At 43.1% G+C, this 20,089-nt stretch carries 21 protein-coding genes and 1 pseudogene; 6 read left to right on the top strand and 16 right to left on the bottom strand.

Annotated features, from left to right (window positions below; all coding sequences use genetic code 11):
- Window positions 1-37: 37 nt before the first annotated feature.
- Window positions 38-1,495, bottom strand: a complete 1,458-nt coding sequence (ccoG, locus tag L1D50_RS08760; RefSeq protein ID WP_128725428.1) for a cytochrome c oxidase accessory protein CcoG — start codon at window positions 1,493-1,495, stop codon at window positions 38-40.
- A 249-nt stretch (window positions 1,496-1,744) separates the two neighbouring features.
- Here ccoG and L1D50_RS08755 point away from each other — a divergent pair, with 249 nt between their 5' ends.
- The gene (locus tag L1D50_RS08755) at window positions 1,745-2,104 is read left to right on the top strand and encodes a hypothetical protein (RefSeq protein WP_235956582.1); all 360 of its coding nucleotides are present in this window, start codon (window positions 1,745-1,747) and stop codon (window positions 2,102-2,104) included.
- Window positions 2,104-2,307 (top strand): hypothetical protein, encoded by a 204-nt coding sequence (locus L1D50_RS08750; RefSeq protein WP_128725426.1) that lies wholly within the window; start codon window positions 2,104-2,106, stop codon window positions 2,305-2,307. Before L1D50_RS08755 ends, L1D50_RS08750 begins: the two co-directional genes overlap by 1 nt.
- A 3-nt stretch (window positions 2,308-2,310) precedes the next feature.
- On the opposite strand, the gene L1D50_RS08745 is transcribed toward L1D50_RS08750, so the two are convergent.
- From L1D50_RS08745 to gspC, 13 genes are all read right to left on the bottom strand, one after another.
- Window positions 2,311-2,880, bottom strand: a complete 570-nt coding sequence (locus tag L1D50_RS08745) for a UPF0149 family protein (protein WP_128725425.1) — start codon at window positions 2,878-2,880, stop codon at window positions 2,311-2,313.
- 106 nt (window positions 2,881-2,986) lie between these two features.
- On the bottom strand, window positions 2,987-3,745 hold the full coding sequence (locus L1D50_RS08740) for a type II secretion system protein N (RefSeq protein WP_128725424.1): 759 nt from the start codon (window positions 3,743-3,745) through the stop codon (window positions 2,987-2,989).
- A 2-nt stretch (window positions 3,746-3,747) separates the two neighbouring features.
- Window positions 3,748-4,221 (bottom strand): type II secretion system protein M, encoded by a 474-nt coding sequence (locus L1D50_RS08735; RefSeq protein ID WP_128725423.1) that lies wholly within the window; start codon window positions 4,219-4,221, stop codon window positions 3,748-3,750.
- A complete protein-coding gene (gene gspL / locus L1D50_RS08730; RefSeq protein WP_128725422.1) occupies window positions 4,218-5,423 on the bottom strand; it encodes a type II secretion system protein GspL in 1,206 nt (401 codons plus the stop codon). The genes L1D50_RS08735 and gspL overlap by 4 nt, the downstream gene beginning before the upstream one ends.
- Window positions 5,420-6,421, bottom strand: coding sequence for a type II secretion system minor pseudopilin GspK (gspK, locus tag L1D50_RS08725; RefSeq protein ID WP_128725421.1), 1,002 nt, complete (start codon window positions 6,419-6,421; stop codon window positions 5,420-5,422). The genes gspL and gspK overlap by 4 nt, the downstream gene beginning before the upstream one ends.
- The gene (gspJ, locus tag L1D50_RS08720; RefSeq protein WP_128725420.1) at window positions 6,418-7,056 is read right to left on the bottom strand and encodes a type II secretion system minor pseudopilin GspJ; all 639 of its coding nucleotides are present in this window, start codon (window positions 7,054-7,056) and stop codon (window positions 6,418-6,420) included. The genes gspK and gspJ overlap by 4 nt, the downstream gene beginning before the upstream one ends.
- Window positions 7,056-7,433: a type II secretion system minor pseudopilin GspI gene (gspI, locus tag L1D50_RS08715; RefSeq protein ID WP_128725419.1), complete on the bottom strand. Its 378-nt coding sequence runs from the start codon at window positions 7,431-7,433 to the stop codon at window positions 7,056-7,058. Before gspI ends, gspJ begins: the two co-directional genes overlap by 1 nt.
- A complete protein-coding gene (locus tag L1D50_RS08710) occupies window positions 7,430-8,023 on the bottom strand; it encodes a prepilin-type N-terminal cleavage/methylation domain-containing protein (RefSeq protein ID WP_128725418.1) in 594 nt (197 codons plus the stop codon). The genes gspI and L1D50_RS08710 overlap by 4 nt, the downstream gene beginning before the upstream one ends.
- 3 nt (window positions 8,024-8,026) lie before the next feature.
- Window positions 8,027-8,452 (bottom strand): type II secretion system major pseudopilin GspG, encoded by a 426-nt coding sequence (gene gspG, locus L1D50_RS08705; RefSeq protein ID WP_275669069.1) that lies wholly within the window; start codon window positions 8,450-8,452, stop codon window positions 8,027-8,029.
- Window positions 8,453-8,516: 64 nt separating this feature from the next.
- Window positions 8,517-9,743 (bottom strand): type II secretion system inner membrane protein GspF, encoded by a 1,227-nt coding sequence (gene gspF / locus L1D50_RS08700; RefSeq protein WP_010378505.1) that lies wholly within the window; start codon window positions 9,741-9,743, stop codon window positions 8,517-8,519.
- On the bottom strand, window positions 9,743-11,230 hold the full coding sequence (gspE, locus tag L1D50_RS08695) for a type II secretion system ATPase GspE (protein WP_174171065.1): 1,488 nt from the start codon (window positions 11,228-11,230) through the stop codon (window positions 9,743-9,745). The genes gspF and gspE overlap by 1 nt, the downstream gene beginning before the upstream one ends.
- Window positions 11,231-11,321: 91 nt before the next feature.
- Window positions 11,322-13,388: a type II secretion system secretin GspD gene (gspD, locus tag L1D50_RS08690; protein ID WP_128725415.1), complete on the bottom strand. Its 2,067-nt coding sequence runs from the start codon at window positions 13,386-13,388 to the stop codon at window positions 11,322-11,324.
- 27 nt (window positions 13,389-13,415) lie between these two features.
- Window positions 13,416-14,300, bottom strand: a complete 885-nt coding sequence (gene gspC / locus L1D50_RS08685) for a type II secretion system protein GspC (protein WP_128725414.1) — start codon at window positions 14,298-14,300, stop codon at window positions 13,416-13,418.
- A 275-nt stretch (window positions 14,301-14,575) separates the two neighbouring features.
- Here gspC and hslR point away from each other — a divergent pair, with 275 nt between their 5' ends.
- From hslR to L1D50_RS08665, 4 genes and pseudogenes are all read left to right on the top strand, one after another.
- Window positions 14,576-14,986, top strand: a complete 411-nt coding sequence (hslR, locus tag L1D50_RS08680; RefSeq protein ID WP_010378496.1) for a ribosome-associated heat shock protein Hsp15 — start codon at window positions 14,576-14,578, stop codon at window positions 14,984-14,986.
- Window positions 14,987-14,997: 11 nt separating this feature from the next.
- Window positions 14,998-15,830 (top strand): annotated as a pseudogene (gene hslO, locus L1D50_RS08675) (Hsp33 family molecular chaperone HslO).
- Window positions 15,831-16,093: 263 nt separating this feature from the next.
- On the top strand, window positions 16,094-17,632 hold the full coding sequence (locus L1D50_RS08670) for a phosphoenolpyruvate carboxykinase (RefSeq protein WP_128725412.1): 1,539 nt from the start codon (window positions 16,094-16,096) through the stop codon (window positions 17,630-17,632).
- A gap of 158 nt (window positions 17,633-17,790) precedes the next feature.
- Complete coding sequence (locus L1D50_RS08665; protein WP_128725411.1) at window positions 17,791-17,985, top strand: hypothetical protein; 195 nt, start codon at window positions 17,791-17,793, stop codon at window positions 17,983-17,985.
- A 36-nt stretch (window positions 17,986-18,021) separates the two neighbouring features.
- Here the strand turns inward: L1D50_RS08665 and L1D50_RS08660 are convergent, their stop codons facing one another.
- Both L1D50_RS08660 and envZ read right to left on the bottom strand, forming a co-directional pair.
- Window positions 18,022-18,747 carry a hypothetical protein gene (locus tag L1D50_RS08660; RefSeq protein WP_235956583.1) on the bottom strand — a complete coding sequence of 242 codons (726 nt, stop codon included), beginning with the start codon at window positions 18,745-18,747 and terminating at the stop codon, window positions 18,022-18,024.
- Window positions 18,748-18,771: 24 nt separating this feature from the next.
- Complete coding sequence (gene envZ / locus L1D50_RS08655) at window positions 18,772-20,085, bottom strand: two-component system sensor histidine kinase EnvZ (RefSeq protein ID WP_128725410.1); 1,314 nt, start codon at window positions 20,083-20,085, stop codon at window positions 18,772-18,774.
- Window positions 20,086-20,089 lie beyond the last annotated feature (4 nt).

Here is a 20,089-nt window from a genome sequence, read left to right as displayed (position 1 = left end):
ATAAAAAAGCGAGGTTTTATACCTCGCTTTTACCTTATTATCTTCCTTTGAAGAAATTGGTCGGCTGCGCCAGCCGCTCTTCAGGATCATCTTGGTTAATAAGCACAAACTCAAATTCAGTCACTGGCTTTTTCAAATCATATGGATCAATCACAACAGAGAGTGGCACATCTAATGTCGTGCCTGCAGCTAAGTGCACCTCTTGTTTACCGATCACCTGATAATTACTTAGACCCGTTATTGCAATAGAAAATTTCTGCTCAACTTGCGCTTTGTTTATCACTTTCAGGGTATAGGTATTTTCTACTAACCCTTCAATATTGACACGATAAAGCTGATTTCTATCACGAATAATATCAAGATCCATCGGTTTACGCATCGCAATGTTCGCAACTAATGCCCCCGTGATGACGACTAGAATCATTAAATAACCGATTAATTTACCACGTACTGGTTTAGTCTTTTCGCTAGATGATTCTAAATTGCGCTCTGTAGTGTAAGCAATCAATCCGCGCGGGTAGTTCATCTTATCCATAACACCATCGCAGGCATCGATACACGCACCACAATTGATGCATTCATATTGCAAGCCATTACGAATGTCGATACCGGTAGGACAAACCTGAACGCACAGGTTGCAATCAATACAATCACCTAGACCTAGCGCTTTTGGATCTTGTTTGCGTCCTCGAGGACCTCGACTTTCACCTCGTTCGCTATCATAGGCGACGGTAAACGTGTCCTTATCAAACATGGCTGATTGGAAGCGAGAGTAAGGACAGATGTGTAAACACATGATTTCTCTCATCCAACCGGCATTACCATAAGTGCAAATGGTAAAAACGATGATGCTAATGACGGAATAAAAGCCTGCAGAAAAAGTAAGTAAATCAGGGAGCAAAGAGCGGATTGGGGTAAAGTAACCAACAAAAGTGATTGCGGTATACAGTGAAAAGAGTATCCAGCTGCCGTGTTTTGCAGTTTTCCGCCAAAACTTATCAAAATCCATCGGTCTCTGATCTAGTTTTTTCCGCTGGTTTGCCGTTCCTTCAAACTTTTCTTCAAACCAAATAAAGATAAACGTCCAAACAGTTTGCGGGCAGGTGTAGCCGCACCATACCCGACCATAGAAGGTAGTCACCAAGAACAGAGCAAATGCCGCTATCATTAGAATAAAAGCAAAAATAGTGAGATCTTGTGGCCATAGAGTCATGCCAAAAATATTAAACTTCTGCTCAAAAATATCGAACAACACCGCCTGATGACCGTGAAAGTTTAACCAAGGCAAAGCCATAAATGCCAACATACCAATAAAGCCGATACGCCTTCTTAGCAGTTGGTGTAGGCCTGATACCGCCCGGACATAGATGCGATTGCGAGGATTAAAACGATCGGGCGTAGAGCTATTGAGCGATTTCCCTTCAGTGCCAGCTGTTGGCTTTTGAATTTTTACTTCAGACGGTATATTTTTAACCTTGATTCTTTCGTTCTCCATGGAAGCTCCTTAGTGCTTTGGAACGAGATGCACTTGCTACAGTGACCTTGAAAAATACAGGCTAAACTATTGCAATGTGCCCCATGACATAGTTTAGCGCTTACTATTATACGCTTTGAAACTCTATGATTAATAGTAAGTTGAGCTAAAACCCACCATAAATGATGAGAGACTTGTTGCGACCTGACAGACAAGTTTATTACACTAGGAACAAGATTTTTGTTAGCTAGATCAAATCAGCGTCAGATTATGAAAAAATTCTTAGTATTAGCCATTATAGTCGTTGCTCTGTTTACTGTGGATCATCCATTGATTAAAGAGCCAAGAGATAGATTGCTAGGTCAAGGCGTTGAAGTACTCAGCGAGTCCAGCAAAGTACAACGCAGCACGGCCGCAAGAATCGCCAGAGCCAATGTCGTAAAGACGATTACTATGACAGATGATGAAAAGCGCTATATTGACGAAGCCTTGGCAACAGATGAAAAAGTGAGACTTTTCCATCTCAAGTATTGTAAAGAAAATGACTATAACTTGTATTTTTACGGCCCTGAACTGGTAAAAATCTGTGAAATTGCAGAGCAAGCTATTCAAGAAGCGAAGGGGTTATAATGGATTTTAGTCAATTAAATAAAAAGTCGGCAAAATCCTTTAATGATCAAAAAGCGCTTATCAAAAAGCTTAGCCAAGGACGTGTTGTCAATTGCCCAGACTGTCAGCAACCCATTGTGCTCAGTCTAAGTCAATCGACATCAAATAGAGCTGTGGCTCAATGCCAACAGGGTTGCACATTTATCGAGTTAGATCTCGCATAAAGATTATTCAAATAGTCCGCTATTCACCGCGGCAACTTCGACTAACTCAGCATAAGATGCGGCAAACTCATCAGCTAATTGCGCCTGAGTCAGTTGAAACTCGGTCAGTGACTGTCCTACTTTGTCACAATAAATAGTTAGTTGTTGCTCGCCAAGTGCAAAAAGCCCAAGTTGTTCTGTGCTCACTTGCAAAGCTTGTTTGATATCGTCGGCGAGCGGACTGGACATCAATTGCTCATAAAAGGGCGTCGCCGCCATTAAAAATCCTTCGGCCCAATTAATTTTTTGCTCAAGTGGTGTTTCACCACTCCAAGGCAATTGAAATTCAGTTTCGTATACCTGCTCTGAAATCTCGTGATGTAAAGCCATCAATGCAAATGCAATACTCTCATCTAGTTCGGGATCTGCATTGGTTAAAGTCTTAAGCCACTTATCTACCTCGATACCGTTTGGGTCTATACAGGTAGCAAATAAATATCCTTGTAAAAAAGCAATATCAATAGAAAGTTTGCGCGCAGAAAAGTAGTTCTCTAGATTCAACTGATCCGCTGCGGTAAAAGAGAAGTCGTGCATAGTGTTGCCTTGAACTTAGGCGCCATATCAGCGCCTATAAAAATGCTTTTATATTAATAACTAACCTGAGATTAGATTAACTAAAGTCTGATATGACAGAAGTATATTATAAATTTACTGGGTAGCGACCTTCGCCATCCGGTCTACCCAAAAACTTAACCGCATCGTGTACTTCTTTTGGTAGGCTTGCATCTGGCTTAATATTACCAGAAACGCGAAATTGGAAATTGGCAGCCAGTGTTGCATCGGCCTGTAAACCCAGGCGGTTTTCAGGGTCAACAACCACAGCTATGTCTCCTGACTTACAATCGAGCTGACCACTGAGATCACCAATACTAAACCAACCATTCATGCCTTTCACGTCAATATTTGGACTACTGATCTCACCATTTAGTCCATCACAGTAAGGTGCACCACTTTGGTACTTCTTCACATTGACGATAACACGTCCTTTGGCATCAACCGGTAATGGCAAGGTTACTTGCTCCATAGCTTGTTCAACACTGAAACGAAGTAAGGCATTATTTACCGTCACTGATTTACTTACTAAATTCGATGAGAAGGTGGCTTTGCCCGAGATCTCATTTTTATCTCTCGGATTACCAAACTGTAGGTTACCTGCAAGATTACCCATTAATAGCGATGACGGTTCAAGCTCCCACTTAACCTGATTCAATTGAACGTTATTGAATCTCACACCGCTCACTTGACCATGCCAAACAGAGCCATTTACTGCACCTAGCTGCAAATTAGCTGGCAATTGACCTTTAAAAACTTGCAGCAATACTGCTGCTGGCATAGTAAACGCACTAAAAATAATAAATGCGAGTAAAAAAATAATGAGTAGAGATAGTGTTTTTTTCATAATTATTTCTCTAAAACCAAGCGACTAACACGCACAAAGCCAGGTAAATTCCCTTGTGTAAGGTCTAGGTTTTCTACTTTTACGCCATGCTTATTTGTCAGTTCATCTATCCAAGCAACAAGTTTATTAAATTCCACATCATCGATGGTTAAACGCAAACTTTCGCCACTAGGTTGCATTTTGCTGATATCAATTTGAAAACGGCCACGAGTGTTGTTGACTATCTGGCTGATATTACCGCCGCTGATCACCTGTGCAGGACTGCTAGATTTCAGCTTATTAACGCTTTGACCAACCCAATTTACGAGTTCGTGATTACGTTTTAGCTTAGCTTCGGCATCGCTGACAGCCTGATTTAGCGGTTTGAATATGCCCATTATCAGAACAAAAACGACAAAAATAACGCCGGCAACGATCAGCAGTTTTTGTTCTTGCTCTTTTAAACCACGCCAGTAATTAACTGCTTGCTGCTTCATGCTGCACCTCGAATACGAATTTCACCCACCACAAAGTCGCCATCATTGTTCAAGGCACCCTGTTCAACGCTCACACCACGTTGCTCTAAAATTGCTTTAACCTGACCAAATACTTGGAACTCTTTTGCGCGCGCTCTAATTCTGAGTTCATTCCTACGTTTGTCATAACGCAGCGTTTCAGGGGCAAAGGCATCAATCTCTTCATAAATCGCCACAAAGTGATTAGTTAATTCGAGCAAACCGCCCTGTTCCGTGCCAGATAACGCATCAAGCTCATTCTGGATCTGCTTTTTCAATAAGTGTGGACGCACTACTTTATTTGGAAATGCCTGTTGATACATAGTGACCGCTTGGGTTTCTAGCTGATTAGCTTGATGACTTATCACATACAGCTGTGTGCCTTTAATTGCGATAAAGCTTACTACTGCCACACTCGCCGCTATTAGGCCACTGCGCCAATCTCGCCACCACTGCGGCTGCTTTTTCTTGGCAGCAAACCGCCCTTGACGCAAATTAAAGTCAATACTTGATAGTGATTTCGCGAAGATGGCTAAAGGTAAGTCGTAATCTTGCTGTTGCGCAGTAAGCGTTATCGTTTTTGAGAAATCACTTGCTGGGCTAAAATGCGCTAACTGTTCAACACCCGCAATGGCGAGGTACTCATTGACCCAGCTAAGTTCAGCAGTGCCAATTTGCCAAGCGTTGTGTTTGAATAGCCATTGCTGACCCAACTGCACGGCACTAGTCATCTCTTCATGAAGGGGCAAACATAGGGCATCCGGTAATGCTTTATTTATACTTATCCCTGCATCATCGAAAGTACTAAACCAGCTTTGTAGCCAATTGTTATCACAAATCGCGACATCAATTGTATGTGTGTCGGCTCTCATGCCCGGCTTACCAATTGCGATAAACAGCGCATCAATGTCGGTCGCAACGTGTTCCTCAAGCATAAACGGTAAGGCTTGTTCTAGTTTCCTATTCCATTTTGCTGGTAACTCAAGTGTGCGTAACTGCACCGCTGTCGCTGGTAGTAACAAAACAACCGGTCTTGTATGCGCTTTTTCAGCGAGGGTGCCAAGTTGTTCACTCCCTTCAAGTTCACCACTGGCAATAATTTGTTGTTGTTCTGTTGACCACACTAACCAGTGTATTGTCGCCTGGTGTGACTGATCCACACGGATCAATAATTGTTCTGTCACTCTACGCCTCCAAATTTACGAGCAAGCACGTACGCTTTACCATCTTTTGTTTCTATAATTGATGTGAGAGAAAAGCGTCGCTCATCAAACACAGCAGTTGCTCGCAACTGAAAATAATTGCTGTTAATCGTAAAAATTTTGGAAGTCTTGTTAGGGTTTTTGACCCCTTGATTCGCGACTTCCGTGTAAAATTCGTTGATATCTGTAAAACCTTTTTTTGGTCTTGCAGAAATAATAGCTTCAGCACCTGATTTCGATAAACCTGGTATAAGCGCACTGAGTAAAAGTGCTTGCTCTGGCAGTATCGTATTGACGTTTACTGCGAGCTCCTCACTCCCAGGGATCACACAAACGTAAGGCTTAATCTTTTCCATCACCAGCGGATTAAAGCCCTTAATTACTCGTAGCTCACTAACAGACGCCATCAAATTATTAGCCGTTAAATAAGGCGTCTGATTAGACATATATTCGTCTTCCTCTGCCCCGGAGCGGTAAGTAATGCTGTCTTCATCAAGCCAATCGTAGACACTATCAGCAAGGGCTTCCTCGCTTTCGTTACTCGGCAAATCCTCAATATTCTTCAAAAGCTCCAATAGCGCAGCATGGGCTGGGTTAGTATTCTTTCCACCAACCTGCTTACTACCTTGGTCATTTCCATTTGTTTGTGACTTTGCTCTCAAAGCATTTAGGTTTAGGCATGCCTGTAAGTCTGTAACTTTACCGCTCAACGTACCATGGTCAACAGGGTAAGGCACTTCTTCACGGGCCCAAGGCTGGTCTAGATTAACGGTATCAGGATCATCTTTTTTCGCTTGTACTAATGCTCTTTTGACTAATTCCTCAGCGCCATAGCTATACCACTTGGCTTGTTGCTGAGTTTGAATATTCGAGGCCTTTTGTACCTGCACCATTAAACTACTCGCCATTTCAGCTGCAATTGTCGCGGCCAAAGCGACAATAAAAAGCACTATAACGAGCGCCGCACCTTGCTGCTTCATGGCTGTTGTCCCTTGTCGTCAACAACGCCACTACCTGGCGTTAAAAATAAACGGCTAATCGGATCTGAGTCTTTTCTTTGTAATGTCACTCTAACCGCTTTAGGTAACGATTTAGACTTCCAATCAGCTTGCCACTTTTGCTTGTCATCCAAAAATTCAAACTTTAATTCTTCGACGTCTTCCAAAATAACTTGAGCACGAGGCTCTGTCCCATCTAGTTGATCAACGTATATCCGATAAATACGTTCAAGCTTGTCATCGATAACCCGGTAGCCCACAGCCTGGAGTTCGGAGCGTGGTAATAAACTAATAGGGTTAGTCCAACCATCACGAACAAAAGCGATACCATCATATTGGCTCTCAAGCTCATAACGGCCATGGATGATATAAGTTGGGCTAAAATCCCCAGCTTCATTTCTGACTTCTCGCTTAGTGATCTGATTAAAATCCTGATCCATCAAGCGGAAAGTTGTTTGTAAACCTTCAATTTCGGCTATTTTTTCCGCTGAAGCCGCTTGAGCCTTCAGCGTTGAATCTAAAATCTGATGCGTTGCCGTTACCACTACCGCTAGAATAGCCAGTGCCAACAAGACTTCTATAAGCGTGAAACCACGCTGTGGTGTATGCACTGTCACTACTTACTCCGGTACATAAAAGTGGTGATGTCATACACTGAATTTTTAAGTTCTGGCTCACGAAACACATGAACAGTGAGTTTTACAAAGCTGGGATCTGTGGTCTGTTGGATATGCTGTTGCCAATACCATGTAACCCCTGCCATTTCCTCTTCGCCTTTGTTACCATTCTTCCCATGCCAGTCATCGCCTTGTGCACGTAAAAATACCAAGCGATTTTCTGCTACCCATGACGCATAGGTTTGCTCCTCAAGCGAGCTGATATGATTTATATGTTCGCTCGTTGCTTGCATTGCGGCAATACCAGCAACGGCGCAAATACTTAGTGCAACCATGACTTCAAGCAAGGTAAAGCCTACGCTTTTTCTAGCGTTCATTCTTCAGGTTCCCGCTTAAGCCCGACTGGCGCCATAAACTCACCTTCAATGAAAAATATGGGCTCTTGCAGATCTTTATTTTCCACACTTAACCTAAATGCGCTGACTTCACCGGAAGATAAAATAAGTACTTGCGGGATCTTAAGCTTTTTAAGTTCAAGTAAATTGTCGTCGTCACCACCACTCATCAGCTCTCGCCAATTCGCTTGCTCAAGTAAGTTATCTTGAGACCATGGCAGATCTTCTAGGATCAATTCCACTTTGTACTGCTCAGGCAGCTCAATTGGTTTGTAGATATCGTCGGCTTCGAAAGTTCGCCACTTCTCACCGTCAAAAACCAAAAACTCAATCACACCTTTATCTAAGTGAAAACCAAGTTCAACCTGATTAAGTACCGCAAATTCTGAGGCGAGATTAACCGTTCCCTGCACACGCATAGCCATGGTTTCCAGCTCTTCCTCATCACTATCACTGACAGTATAAGTAATGAGGTTTACTGAAAAAGCAATGATCACCAAGACGATAAGGACTTCAAGTAAACTGAAGCCCTTTGCCTTAGCTAATGCCGGTTTGTACAGGGTGGCTAACATAGATTAACGTTCGTCTTCCGAATCCCAGTTACCAATATCATCGTCGGTTCCAACTTCGCCATCAGGGCCCATTGAAAAAATATCGATTTGACTCATTTCGCCTGGGCTTACTAATTGGTAAGGGTTACCCCATGGATCTTCTGGAAGCTTAGAAATGAAGCCACCTTCAGGGAAACGCTTCGGTACAGGGTCAATATTTGTTTGCGTTACTAGAGCTTCTAGACCTTGCTCTGTGGTTGGGTAGCGCTTGTTTTTTAACTTGTACATCTTCATTGCGTCTTCAATCTGACGAATATCTAGACGTGCCTTTTCTTTTGCAGCTTCTTCTTGTTGGCCCATCACGTTAGGCGCAACGATAGATAAGATCATACCGATGATAACAAGTACCACCATCACTTCTAGTAGTGAGAAACCTGATTGTTTTTTCACAATGTTTACCTCAATGCTGTTATTGATGACCATGCAAAAACATGCGATGGCCTTTCCTTTTTGACTACAATCCTACGGCTTTGTTCATCGCCATAATCGGCTGAAGAATCGCCATAACTATAAACAGTACAATAATTGCCATCGTCGCTATCATCGCAGGTTCTAGCAACTTCAGCGAGACATTTACCATACTTTCAAATTCTCTTTCTTGGTTATTCGCTGCACGCTCAAGCATCTGCTCTAATTCACCCGACTTCTCACCGCTGGCAATCATATGCAGCATCATAGGTGGGAACATTTTAGTCTGTTGCAACGACGCTCTAAGGCTTGCACCTTCACTCACCCGAGTCGCTGCTTCTGCAACAGATGCTTTGATTTTTTCGTTCTCAAGTACTTGGCCTGATATCTTCATACCCTCAAGCAGTGGAACAGAACTCGATGAGAGAATACTTAAGGTACGCGCAAATCGTGCAGTATTCACGCTGCGAGTTACCTTACCAAGACCCGGTAAACTCAACAACTTGCTATCATACCAAAAGCGGATCTTAGGTTTTTGTAATGCTTTTTTAATCGCGTAGGTACCAATGACAACCACTGCCAACGTGATCATCCAGTAGTTTTGTACAAAATTACTGGCAGCCATAACCCACTCAGTTGTCCAAGGCAGTGCTTGCTTAGACTTCTCAAAGGTCTTCAAGATCTTTGGTACTACCGTCCCTAATAGAATGGAAACAATCGCGATAGCAAAGATGACCAAAATAATGGGATACACCATCGCTTGCGTAATTTGGCTACGCATATGTTGGCGCTGCTCAGTGTAATCGGCCAAGCGATTTAGTACTTCATCTAAGTGCCCCGACTTTTCTCCAGCGGCAACCATTGAGCGGTACAAGTGATCAAATACGTGAGGAAATTCCGACATTCCATCTGCAAGCGTATAACCCTCAACGACTTTTGATCTTACCGCCATCAGCATACGCTTTAGTCTTGGCTTTTCACATTGCTCCGCTACCGCCATCACTGCTGCTTCAACAGGTAAAGAGGATTGGATCAAGGTCGCCAACTGACGCGTGATCAAGGCAAGATCTGATACCGAAGGACGATAGCCTTTAAAAAGCGTAAAACCACCACTACTTTGGTTTTTATCTTTCTCAGCAGCAGGCAAAACTTCAAGTGGCATCATGGCTTTTTCTCTCAGCATCTGCCTAACTTGCTTTGCCGTATCCGCCTCTAAAATTCCTTTCTTCTCTTTGCCTTTACCATCTAAAGCGCGGTATTCAAACGCTGCCATTAGCCTTCCTCACGCGTTACACGCATTACTTCTTCTAAGGTTGTTTGACCAGCGAGTACTCGCGAACAGCCATCTTGTCGGATGCTTGGTGTACGCTTACGAATATACTTCTCTACCGCTTGCTCACCTTTACCGTTATGAATCAGTTCACGGATAGGCTCATCGACAATGAGAAGCTCATGAATACCTGTCCGACCTTTGTAACCATTGAAGTTGCATTCTTCACAGCCGACCGCACGGAAGATTTGCGTGCCACTGTCTTTGGCCACACCCAGTAGCTCACATTCTCGTTCATCCGCCAAATGCGCTTCTTTACAATTAGGGCAAAGCGTTCTTACCAATCGTTGTGACAGCACGCCTAGTAGTGATGAACTTAACAGGAACGGTTCAACCCCCATGTCTTCCATACGCGTGATAGCACCAGCGGCCGTATTCGTGTGCAGTGTGGATAATACCAAGTGTCCGGTCAAAGAGGCTTGAACACCAATTTGTGCGGTTTCTAAATCTCGGATCTCACCAACCATCACCACGTCTGGATCTTGACGTAGAATCGCACGTAAACCTCGAGCGAATGTCATATCCACTTTTGGATTTACTTGTGTTTGACCAATGCCTGGGATCTCATATTCAATCGGATCTTCAACCGTTAGAATATTGCGGTCCTTAGAATTGATTTGGGTCATGCCTGCGTACAAGGTCGTACTCTTACCTGAACCCGTTGGACCGGTAACCAATATAATACCGTGCGGTTTAGCAATTATCTCTGCAAATGCGTCGCGGTTTGCTTGAGTCATGCCCAGATCTTCGAGATCTAATCGCGCATTATTTTTGTCTAGTAGACGCAGTACCACGCGCTCACCAAAGCTTGATGGCATCGTTGATACACGTACATCTACAGCACGTCCCGCGATCCGCAAACTGATACGGCCATCTTGCGGTACACGTTTTTCTGCGATGTCGAGCTTAGCCATTACTTTGATACGAGACACTAACAATGAAGACAGTTTCCGGTTTGGCTTCAATACTTCTTTCAGTACACCATCAACCCTAAAGCGAATAACCAGTTCTTGCTCGAAGGTTTCGATATGGATATCTGATGCGCCTTCTTTTATCGCTTCACTCAACATAGCGTTGATGAGCTTGATGATAGGCGCGTCATCATCCGCAGCAAGCAGGTCTTCTGTTTGTGGTAATTCTTCAGCAAGCGAGAACAAGTCCATCTCGTTGCCAATGTCTTCCATCATCTGTTGTGTTTCTGAACTGTCTCTTTGATAAGACGCTTCAAGCATATGCTCAAAACGTTCTTCATCTAATGCTTCGAGATGTAATGTTTTGCCTGCAACGCGACGTACTTCCATTAGCGTTTCGAGATCAAGGGTACCTTTATGGAAAAGCTTAGCTTGATCGCCATCTGGACTAAGTAGTACGCCTTTTCGACGTGCAAACGAAAATGGCAAACGTAATGTGATTGCGGGGACAGGCGGCATTTCAGCCACCTCATCTAGTATTGGCTCTGCGCTTTGAAGCTGCGCTGCCATCTCTTCAGCCTCAGCTCCTAAATCCGGCGTGACTTTCTCATCAATCATTTTCACGCTCTTTTTTGTTTTGTTCTTTTAAGAACTCTTCATACGTCGGTGGCAGAGTCAACTTGTCATCCCACTTTGGTAGGATTGGCGTATTTTCAAATGGCATCAACTCGATACCGTCTTCTCTTTTCTTATACTGCTCACCACGAATGAAGTTATATTTGGAATGACTGATCTCATTCATGCTACGGCTATCGCGCACAATAGTTGGGCGAATAAATACCAACAAGTTGCGCTTCTCTTTATTTGAGCTTGTCGATCTAAATAGATGTCCCAGTACTGGAATATCACCCAATAAAGGTACCTTAGATACCCCTTCGTTTACTGTTTCGTCAATTAGGCCGCCTAAAATCACCATACCGCCATCATCTGCAATAACGGTAGTGTTAATGGCACGTTTCGCAACCCGAATATCCACCGATGTTGCACCTTTCACGCTTGATACTTCCTGTTCAATGGTAAGCTGAACCGCAGAACCATCATTGATTTGCGGAGTTACTTTGAGCTTAATCCCTACTTCTTGACGATCAACGGTTTGGAATGGGTTTGAGTTATTATCATTTGCCGTAGAGCCAGTAACGATTGGTACTTCTTCACCGACAATCATGGAAGCTTCTTCATTGTCCATTGTTGTCACAGACGGCGTGGCCAGAATGTTCGAGTTAGAGTCCGTCGTTACAGCTTGAATAATTGCACCCCAATCATTCTTAACAATACCTGCGGCTAAACCATTAATGCCACCAAGTACTTTTGCTAATCCTGTGTAGTCACCTCGCTGAGTCTCAACAGTGTTCGAAACCTTGTTATCATCACTACCAACGATCGTACCTTTCACCTCAATATCTCGAGCTTGTTGCGCTGCGACGGCTAAAGACCCAATTGGCGCTACTTTACCATCGTTAAACTGTAACATACCGCCTTTCTCTGAGATCCACTGTAAACCAAGGTTAATACCGTCAGCTTCTGAAACCTCAACAATAATTGCCTCAACCAACACTTGCGCTCGGCGAATATCCAGTTTTTTTATCACTTGGCTAAGCGAACGCATGGTGTCCGGCTGCGCTGTGATCACCAGTGAATTTGAATCTTCATGCGCCTCAATGCTAGTTTCATTTTTGCTGCTACTGCGAGTTCTCGCCTGCTGACCTGCCGCTTGCTCTTCTTCAATCGATTTACTCACGCCTTGAAGAACTTTAACCAGATCTTCCGCTTTAGCGTAATTAAGGTAAAAAACCTGAGTGTTGCCTTGAGATTGCAACTCATCGTCTAAACGCTTGATAAGCTCTGCAGCTCGGCTACGTGCTTGCGACTCACCGCTAACAATCACACTGTTGGTACGAGTGTCTGATACTATTTTCGGGATAAGGAAATCCGGTACACCACCTTTGCCTGAATCTTGGAAAATCTTTTCAACGACTTTAACTACATCTTCAGCAGTAGCATGCTTCAATTTAACGATATCAACACGCTTATCACCTGCTTGATCAACCGTTTTAATAATATCAACTAGACGGTTCACTGAGGATGCATGACCCGTTAGCATCATCACGTTTGCTGAATTCAGGTTTGTTACATGACCTCCATCTTTTTGGTCACTAAATTGACGAATAAGTGGACCAAGCTCTTGCACGCTGACATTTCTCACACGAACAACACGCGTTACCATAACGTCACCGTTACCTAGCTCCTCACCAGATACCAAAGGCACGTTCGACTTTTTACCATCAGAACTACGAACCACCTTAAGCACACCACTATCCATTTCAATAACTGAATAGCCATACACTTCAAGCACGTTTAAAAAGAATTGATAATACAGTTTTTCATCCATCAACTCATAACTGCGGACATTGATATTACCGCGTACGTTAGGATCTATGATGATGGTTTTATTCAGCTTATCACTGACGATATTAATGAATTCATTAATATCTGTACCTTTGAAGTTCGCGGCATATTCAACCGCAGAAACAGAAAGTGAAATACCAGCAGCAATCAAGAGCGTTGCATACTTAGCTAACCCTTTTTTGGTTTTTGTGAGGTGTAGCTTTTTACCCATTATTCTAAAACTCCAAAATTAGTAACTTTACAGGCTAAACTGAACATCCATCACTTGACCGTCTCGCTCGATAGTGATGTTTGCATCTGTGCTGGTTCTAAGTTCATTTATAGCTGACATAGCCTGTTTCATATCCGTAAGCTGAAATCCATTTATCGCGATTGCTAAATCATTCGATTGCAGTCCCACCTGTTTAAATAGGTCGGGATCTTTGCCTGGTGTAAGTCGATACCCAACCAATTCACCATTGCGCCGCTCTGGAGAGATTTTTATATAATCAAATAACTTTCCAGGGTCGCTAAGTAACTCTTGACGTCGATTCGCTAATTCACTGGCAGCAGGGTTTGGCGCAGTATTAGTATTAACAATTTGCTTAGCCCTAGATGGCATCGCAACTGTGCGACTGAACTCTAATCCATCCAACATCAGCGTTTCAAAACGTCCACTAACATCCAAAATCACACGATCAGGTAATACTCGGGCAAGCTTCGCGCGAGTTCCTGTAATTGATGCATCCACAGAGTAGGTCTCTTGGCGGCCTTGAGATTCAATAATAGCAAGGCCAGCGCCATCGTCTTGGCTAACCGCTACAATCCCAGTGAGCCTGACATTTAGCGTAGTTTCTGGCGCATCAGAAACCACAGGTTGCGGCTTGATATCAGGTTTAGCATTTGCTTCCCCGAACAAGTTTTGAGTGACAATTCCTTGGCTAGTAATACCGCTACTTGATTGACTATACAGTTGTGATGCTGGGAGCAGAGGCTGCGTTTGCGGCACTGGCCATAACAACCAAAATAATTGCGAAAAGAGAAACGCAACGTAAACAACCGACAGGACAACAAGGATACGACTCAATTTTGCGTGAGGTAAACTAAGCCAAAACTTCTGGAGCTGTTGTAACTGTAATTCCATATAATACTTTTCTTATTCTCTGAACGCCCCAGTGTACCGCCTCGACATTTTTTCAACAAGCGTGCAATTGTTAAACTTTTAATTAAATAGGTACACCCTAGGCCAATTAACTGAATCTAAACTTAACCTTGGAACATAGATACACATATTAGTTCATTTTTTAGGTAAAGTGCGATTAACTCACAAGTTTAGTGCCTGCCATCTACTTTGTTTGCATAACGAAATATGCTAAATTTGCTAGGTTAAATTTCACACTGGCAAATAGTTAACGAATTGTGACAAAACTCCAACAGGAAAACAACCAATCCGAACAGAAAGTTCGTATTGATAAGTGGTTATGGGCTGCTCGCTTCTACAAAACACGAGCACTTGCTCGCGATATGGTCCAAGGTGGCAAGGTACATTACAACGGTCAGCGCTGTAAACCAAGTAAAACGGTTGAAGTTGGCGCCGTGGTAAAGTTAGCCCAAGGATATGAAGAGAAAGAAGTCACCATACTCAAAATCATGGAAAAGCGACAAGCCGCTCCTATTGCTCAAACTCTCTATGAAGAGTCTGAAGCAAGCATTGAAAAACGAACTCAAAATGCGTTGGCGCGCCAAAACAACAGTTTGTTTGCGCCTCGTCCTGCCACTAAGCCGGACAAGAAACAACGCCGTGAATTACTTAAATTGAAATCAAACTAGGATTTTCATTGATGCAGACTGATTTACTTCACCGTTATATTTTCGACAAGTTAGACGTACGTGGTGAGCTTGTACAAATAGAACAGACTTTTACTGACATCATTAGCGGTCACGACTACCCAGAGCCTGTGCAGCAGCTATTAGGCGAGTTATTGGTTGCAACCAGTTTGCTTACCGCTACGCTAAAGTTTGAAGGTGACATTGCTGTTCAGCTTCAAGGTGATGGACCAGTAAAATATGCGGTGATCAATGGTAATCACAAACAACAGATGCGTGGTGTAGCAAGACTGCAATCTGAGGTTTCAGGATCATCTGTACCTGAGCTAATGGGTAAAGGGTATATGGTTATCACCATTACACCGACAAAAGGCGAACGCTATCAAGGCATAGTTCCACTTTCTAAAGCATCACTTGCCGAATGTTTAGAAGAATACTTCGAGCAATCCGAGCAGTTGAAAACCCGTTTATGGTTCGCAACAAGCCTAGTTGGCGATAAAGTAAAAGCTGCAGGTCTATTTTTACAGGTACTGCCTGTCAATAAAGAAAAGTCTATCGCCGACTTCCAACATCTAGAAGCACTAAGCGACACGATTAAAGATGAAGAGCTACTAGATTTGGACGCGAATACCGTACTAACAAGACTGTATCACGAAGACAATCCTCAACTTTTTGAACCACAAGCTATCTCGTTTGTATGTGGATGTAGTCGTGAAAAAACCGAAAATGCGCTGGCCAATGTTGGGCTAGAAGCCTTAATGGAAGACATACAAAAACACGGTGAAGTTAATATTAGTTGTCATTACTGCTTTTAAACGAGCAAGATATAAAATTCCTTTTTAATTAATTTTCGTTTTAGCCCTTAATTACAAAATGAAACCGCCATTTTTGGCGGTTTTTTTATGGCTATTGAGTGATACCGGTGTCATAAAACATATAAAAATTATGACACCGGTATCATTGAAATTATTCAAGTTTTTTGACGTTTTTATGTAATTTTAAGCACTCTAAAGGCTCGAATATCTCAATTTCATCTGTTACTATAAATTTAGCTAAGGGCAAGAGTACCCCAGAGCTATCCCGTTCAACTCTCACTTTTTAGGTATAAACATGACTTCAAGCGCTACTCGTTTTGTCGATTTAACCGCAGCTGAACTTGTCGAACACGCTATCCGTCGTGGCGAGGGCACTTTAGCCGCAAATGGAGCTTTTGTTGCAAAAACTGGTCGTCGTACTGGACGTTCACCAAACGACCGTTTCATCGTGAAAGAATCAAGCACAGAAAATGACATCCAATGGGGTAACGTAAACCGCCCATTCGAAAGTGCTAAGTTTGATGCTTTATGGGCTCGCGTAGAAGCGCACGTTCTTGAAAATGACCACTTCGTCTCTCACTTAGAAGTCGGTGCGGACCCTGAGCATTATTTACCAGTCGTTGTAACGACGGAAACTGCCTGGCACCACATTTTCGCTAAAAACATGTTTATCGAACCTAACTCTTATAACAAAGCTGATTTACCTGAATGGCAGGTGATGAACGTACCTTCTTTTGTTTGTGATCCTGAGCGTGATGGCACAAACAGCGACGGTACCGTTATCATTAACTTTGCACAGCGCAAAGTACTTATCGCAGGTATGCATTACGCCGGTGAAATGAAGAAGTCGATGTTCTCTGTACAGAACTTCTTACTACCAGCAAAAGGCGTACTACCTATGCACTGCAGTGCAAACGTAGGTGAAGGTGGCGACACGACGCTATTCTTTGGTCTATCAGGAACAGGTAAAACCACGCTTTCTGCGGATCCTAAGCGTTTTCTTATCGGTGATGATGAGCACGGTTGGGCGCCTGGTAGCGTATTCAACATTGAAGGCGGTTGTTATGCGAAATGTATCGACCTGTCACAAAAGAACGAACCAGTTATTTGGGATGCAATCCGTTTCGGTACTATTTTAGAAAACGTCGTACTAGATGAAACGCGTACTCCTGATTATACCGATTCAAGCTTAACGCAAAATACGCGTGCAGCTTACCCACTTGAGCATGTTGAAAAACGTAAAGTTGAAAACCGCGCAGGCGAGCCTCGTGCAGTTGTATTCTTAACTTGTGACGTGAGTGGCGTATTACCTCCTGTTTCAATCCTAAGCGAAGAAGCTGCGGCTTATCACTTCCTTAGTGGCTACACAGCGAAAGTAGGCTCAACTGAGATTGGTTCAACCTCTGATATCGAATCAACTTTCTCGACTTGTTTTGGTGCTCCTTTCTTCCCTCGCCCAGCAGGCGTGTACGCTGAGCTACTAATGAAACGCGTGCGTGAGTTTGGCGCTAAAGTTTACCTAGTAAACACAGGTTGGACTGGTGGTCCTTATGGTATTGGCAAACGCTTTGACATTCCAACAACTCGCGCCGTGATTGACGCAATCGTGAACGATACATTAGAAGGCGTTGAGACACAGCACATTGAGGCACTAAATTTAGATGTACCAGTGGCAGTGGAAGGTGTTGATAGCAAGCTACTTAATCCAGTAAATACATGGCAAGATCAAGCTAAGTATGCGGAATATGCAGCTAAGCTTGCAGCTGATTTCAAAGAAAACTTCGCTAAATACGATGTTTCTGAAACGATCAAAGCAGCAGGTCCTCGCGGCTAAATCTAAGAAAGATTCCTTTATCAAAAGCGCCCCTTGTTTGGGCGTTTTTTTGTGCCCATTTTACACATGAATATCTTTCAACAAACTTGGTATTAACATTTAGGTACATACATGCTTATATATTGCTGATTATTTAAACAGCATGTATAAGGAAAACCATGAAATTAAAATTAAAGAAGAAACAACTAAAATCGCTGCAAGCGAAAGATCTAAACAATCAGGCGACCAGAAAGATTGCTGCCGCGGGCGCGACTTTTGGCTCTAGGATTGATTGTGGTAGTTGGCAAATTTGTGATACTCACCCTGCGATTTGTGAATCAATGGGACTTTGCCGTTCAGCAGATATCTGCTAGAAATCAAACCCGTTAATAGGGCGGAAGTCCGCCCTATTACGACGTGCTCCAAAGCTTATTTAACACCAACTTTTTAAAGGTTAATACAAATTGTTTTATCGAGATTGGAATGATAGTCACAAGCGCAATTCCCTTATCAAAGTCGGGATTAACACTGCAGTAAAGTGCAATCTCAGTTTTGCTGCTTTCTCTAAAGCGTACAATTTCAGCCTCACTATAATTGGTTTTACGCCCAACAACCTTCAAACATCTTAAACCATTATAAGAACTTACCAAGCCACTCGGGTTGATAGTGTCATAGAGCGTTGCTATCGCGCTATTTTGAGACAAGTTATTCGGATAGACTTCGGCGATATTTTTTGCCATAGCCCTAAACATAGCGGGACTTAGCATGGTATCTGCATATAACAGTTTTCTACGTGGGTTACGTATATAACGTTTTAATACCTCGATAAGAGAAAACCTAAAGGTACTGTTTTTCCCTCTAAAGTCAGGTAAAAAAGCAGCTGAAGCGCCAACAATACAAACGTCATTATTGCTATCATCAAAGGTCAATAAGCAATAGCCGACAATATCCCCGCCTGATAAAAACAACCGAAGTCTGCGCTTTGTACTTTCACCTTTTTCAAAGTACAGTGCAAAGTAATGCTCTACCTCTACATTGGAAAAGCTTGTCGCTATCACTCGCTTCAATTGGTTTAAATACAGTGTATCTAACATTCCCTTTTGATAGCTTAAATCCCTATGCTTTATTGTGCTCAACTTGCTCGCCCACTCTTTTGAAAATCATGCTTGCTCAAGCTTTCCCCGATAAGCAGGCAAAGAAACCTCCGCGATCAGACCACCACCATCTCGATTTCGCAGTCTTACTTTACCGCCATGTGTGGTCACGATACGTTTGATAATGGCAAGCCCTAAGCCACTTCCCTCACTCCCTCTAGCCTGATCTCCCTGTTTAAATGGTTCGAATACAGACTCTAACTCTGACTCCGGGATACCAGGCCCTCTGTCCATTACTTTTACGATAACAGCACGGTGCTTGGGGCTGTATTCTGTTGTCACCTCAATATCTTGTTCAGAATAACGGATCGCATTTTCAATCATATTAGTGAACACTCGCTTTAACGCGACGGCATTCATCATCACCGCAGGTAAGTATTCCTCTGCTTGCAAGTGAATTGGTCGCTGATGCTGCTGCTCTGCATGAACGACTTCTTCAATAACCGTGTTAACGTCATCTGCCGACATTTCTGCACCATTGTGATGACGGAGATATTCAATGAATTGGTCGATAATCGCATTCATATCTTCAATATCATCGATTATTCCCTCGCGCAGGTAGTCTTCTTCATCCGACATCATTTCAGTTGCTAGACGAATTCGGGTTAAGGGTGTACGTAAATCGTGTGAAACACCAGCCATTAACAGTCGTCTATCACTTTCTAGGTCTGCGATCCCCTTAGACATTTTATTAAATGCCCGAGTCACCTCTATGACTTCAGTAGACCCTTCTTCAACAAGACGGGTTGAAAAGTCCCCGACGCCTACTCGACTAGCAGCAATTTGTAGTGATTTTAGCGGTTTATTTAGATGCCGAGCAAAAAGCCAACCCCCTAACACACTTAAGAAACCAATACTGGAGAGGTAGAAAACTAAAAACTCCATTTTTGTTTCACTGAGTCCGCTCAGCGGCACTCTTACCCAATACCCTGGCGCTTGTGGTGGCTCAACCCAATAAACAACCGGATCTCCTTGGCTTATCCTGACTCGCGCAGAGCCATTAAGTTGCTCCGACATACTACGAGACAGCAATGTATATTCTTTGGCCTGCCCCAGCCCATTTACATACGCCTCTCTTTGTGTCATCACCTCAATGCCGGTTATCTCAAAAAATTTGCGAGATAGTGTATTGTCAACTTCAACACCATCTTCCCAATCAATGAAGACCGTTTTAACCTGCTTAGCAAGCATCAGGTTCACTTGTTCAAAGGTTGGTTTGAAGACGTATAAGGTAACAGTAATGTAAGACACGACTTGATTTATCAATAGCAACGCGCCAACAAAGAAGACAGTTTGACCAAATGCACTACGAGGTAACATGCTG

The sequence above is a fragment of the Pseudoalteromonas sp. Isolate6 genome (assembly GCF_022398435.1).
Lineage (GTDB): Bacteria > Pseudomonadota > Gammaproteobacteria > Enterobacterales > Alteromonadaceae > Pseudoalteromonas > Pseudoalteromonas galatheae.
Note: the sequence above shows the minus strand (reverse complement) of the source record. Positions and strands in the feature narration are given on the sequence as shown.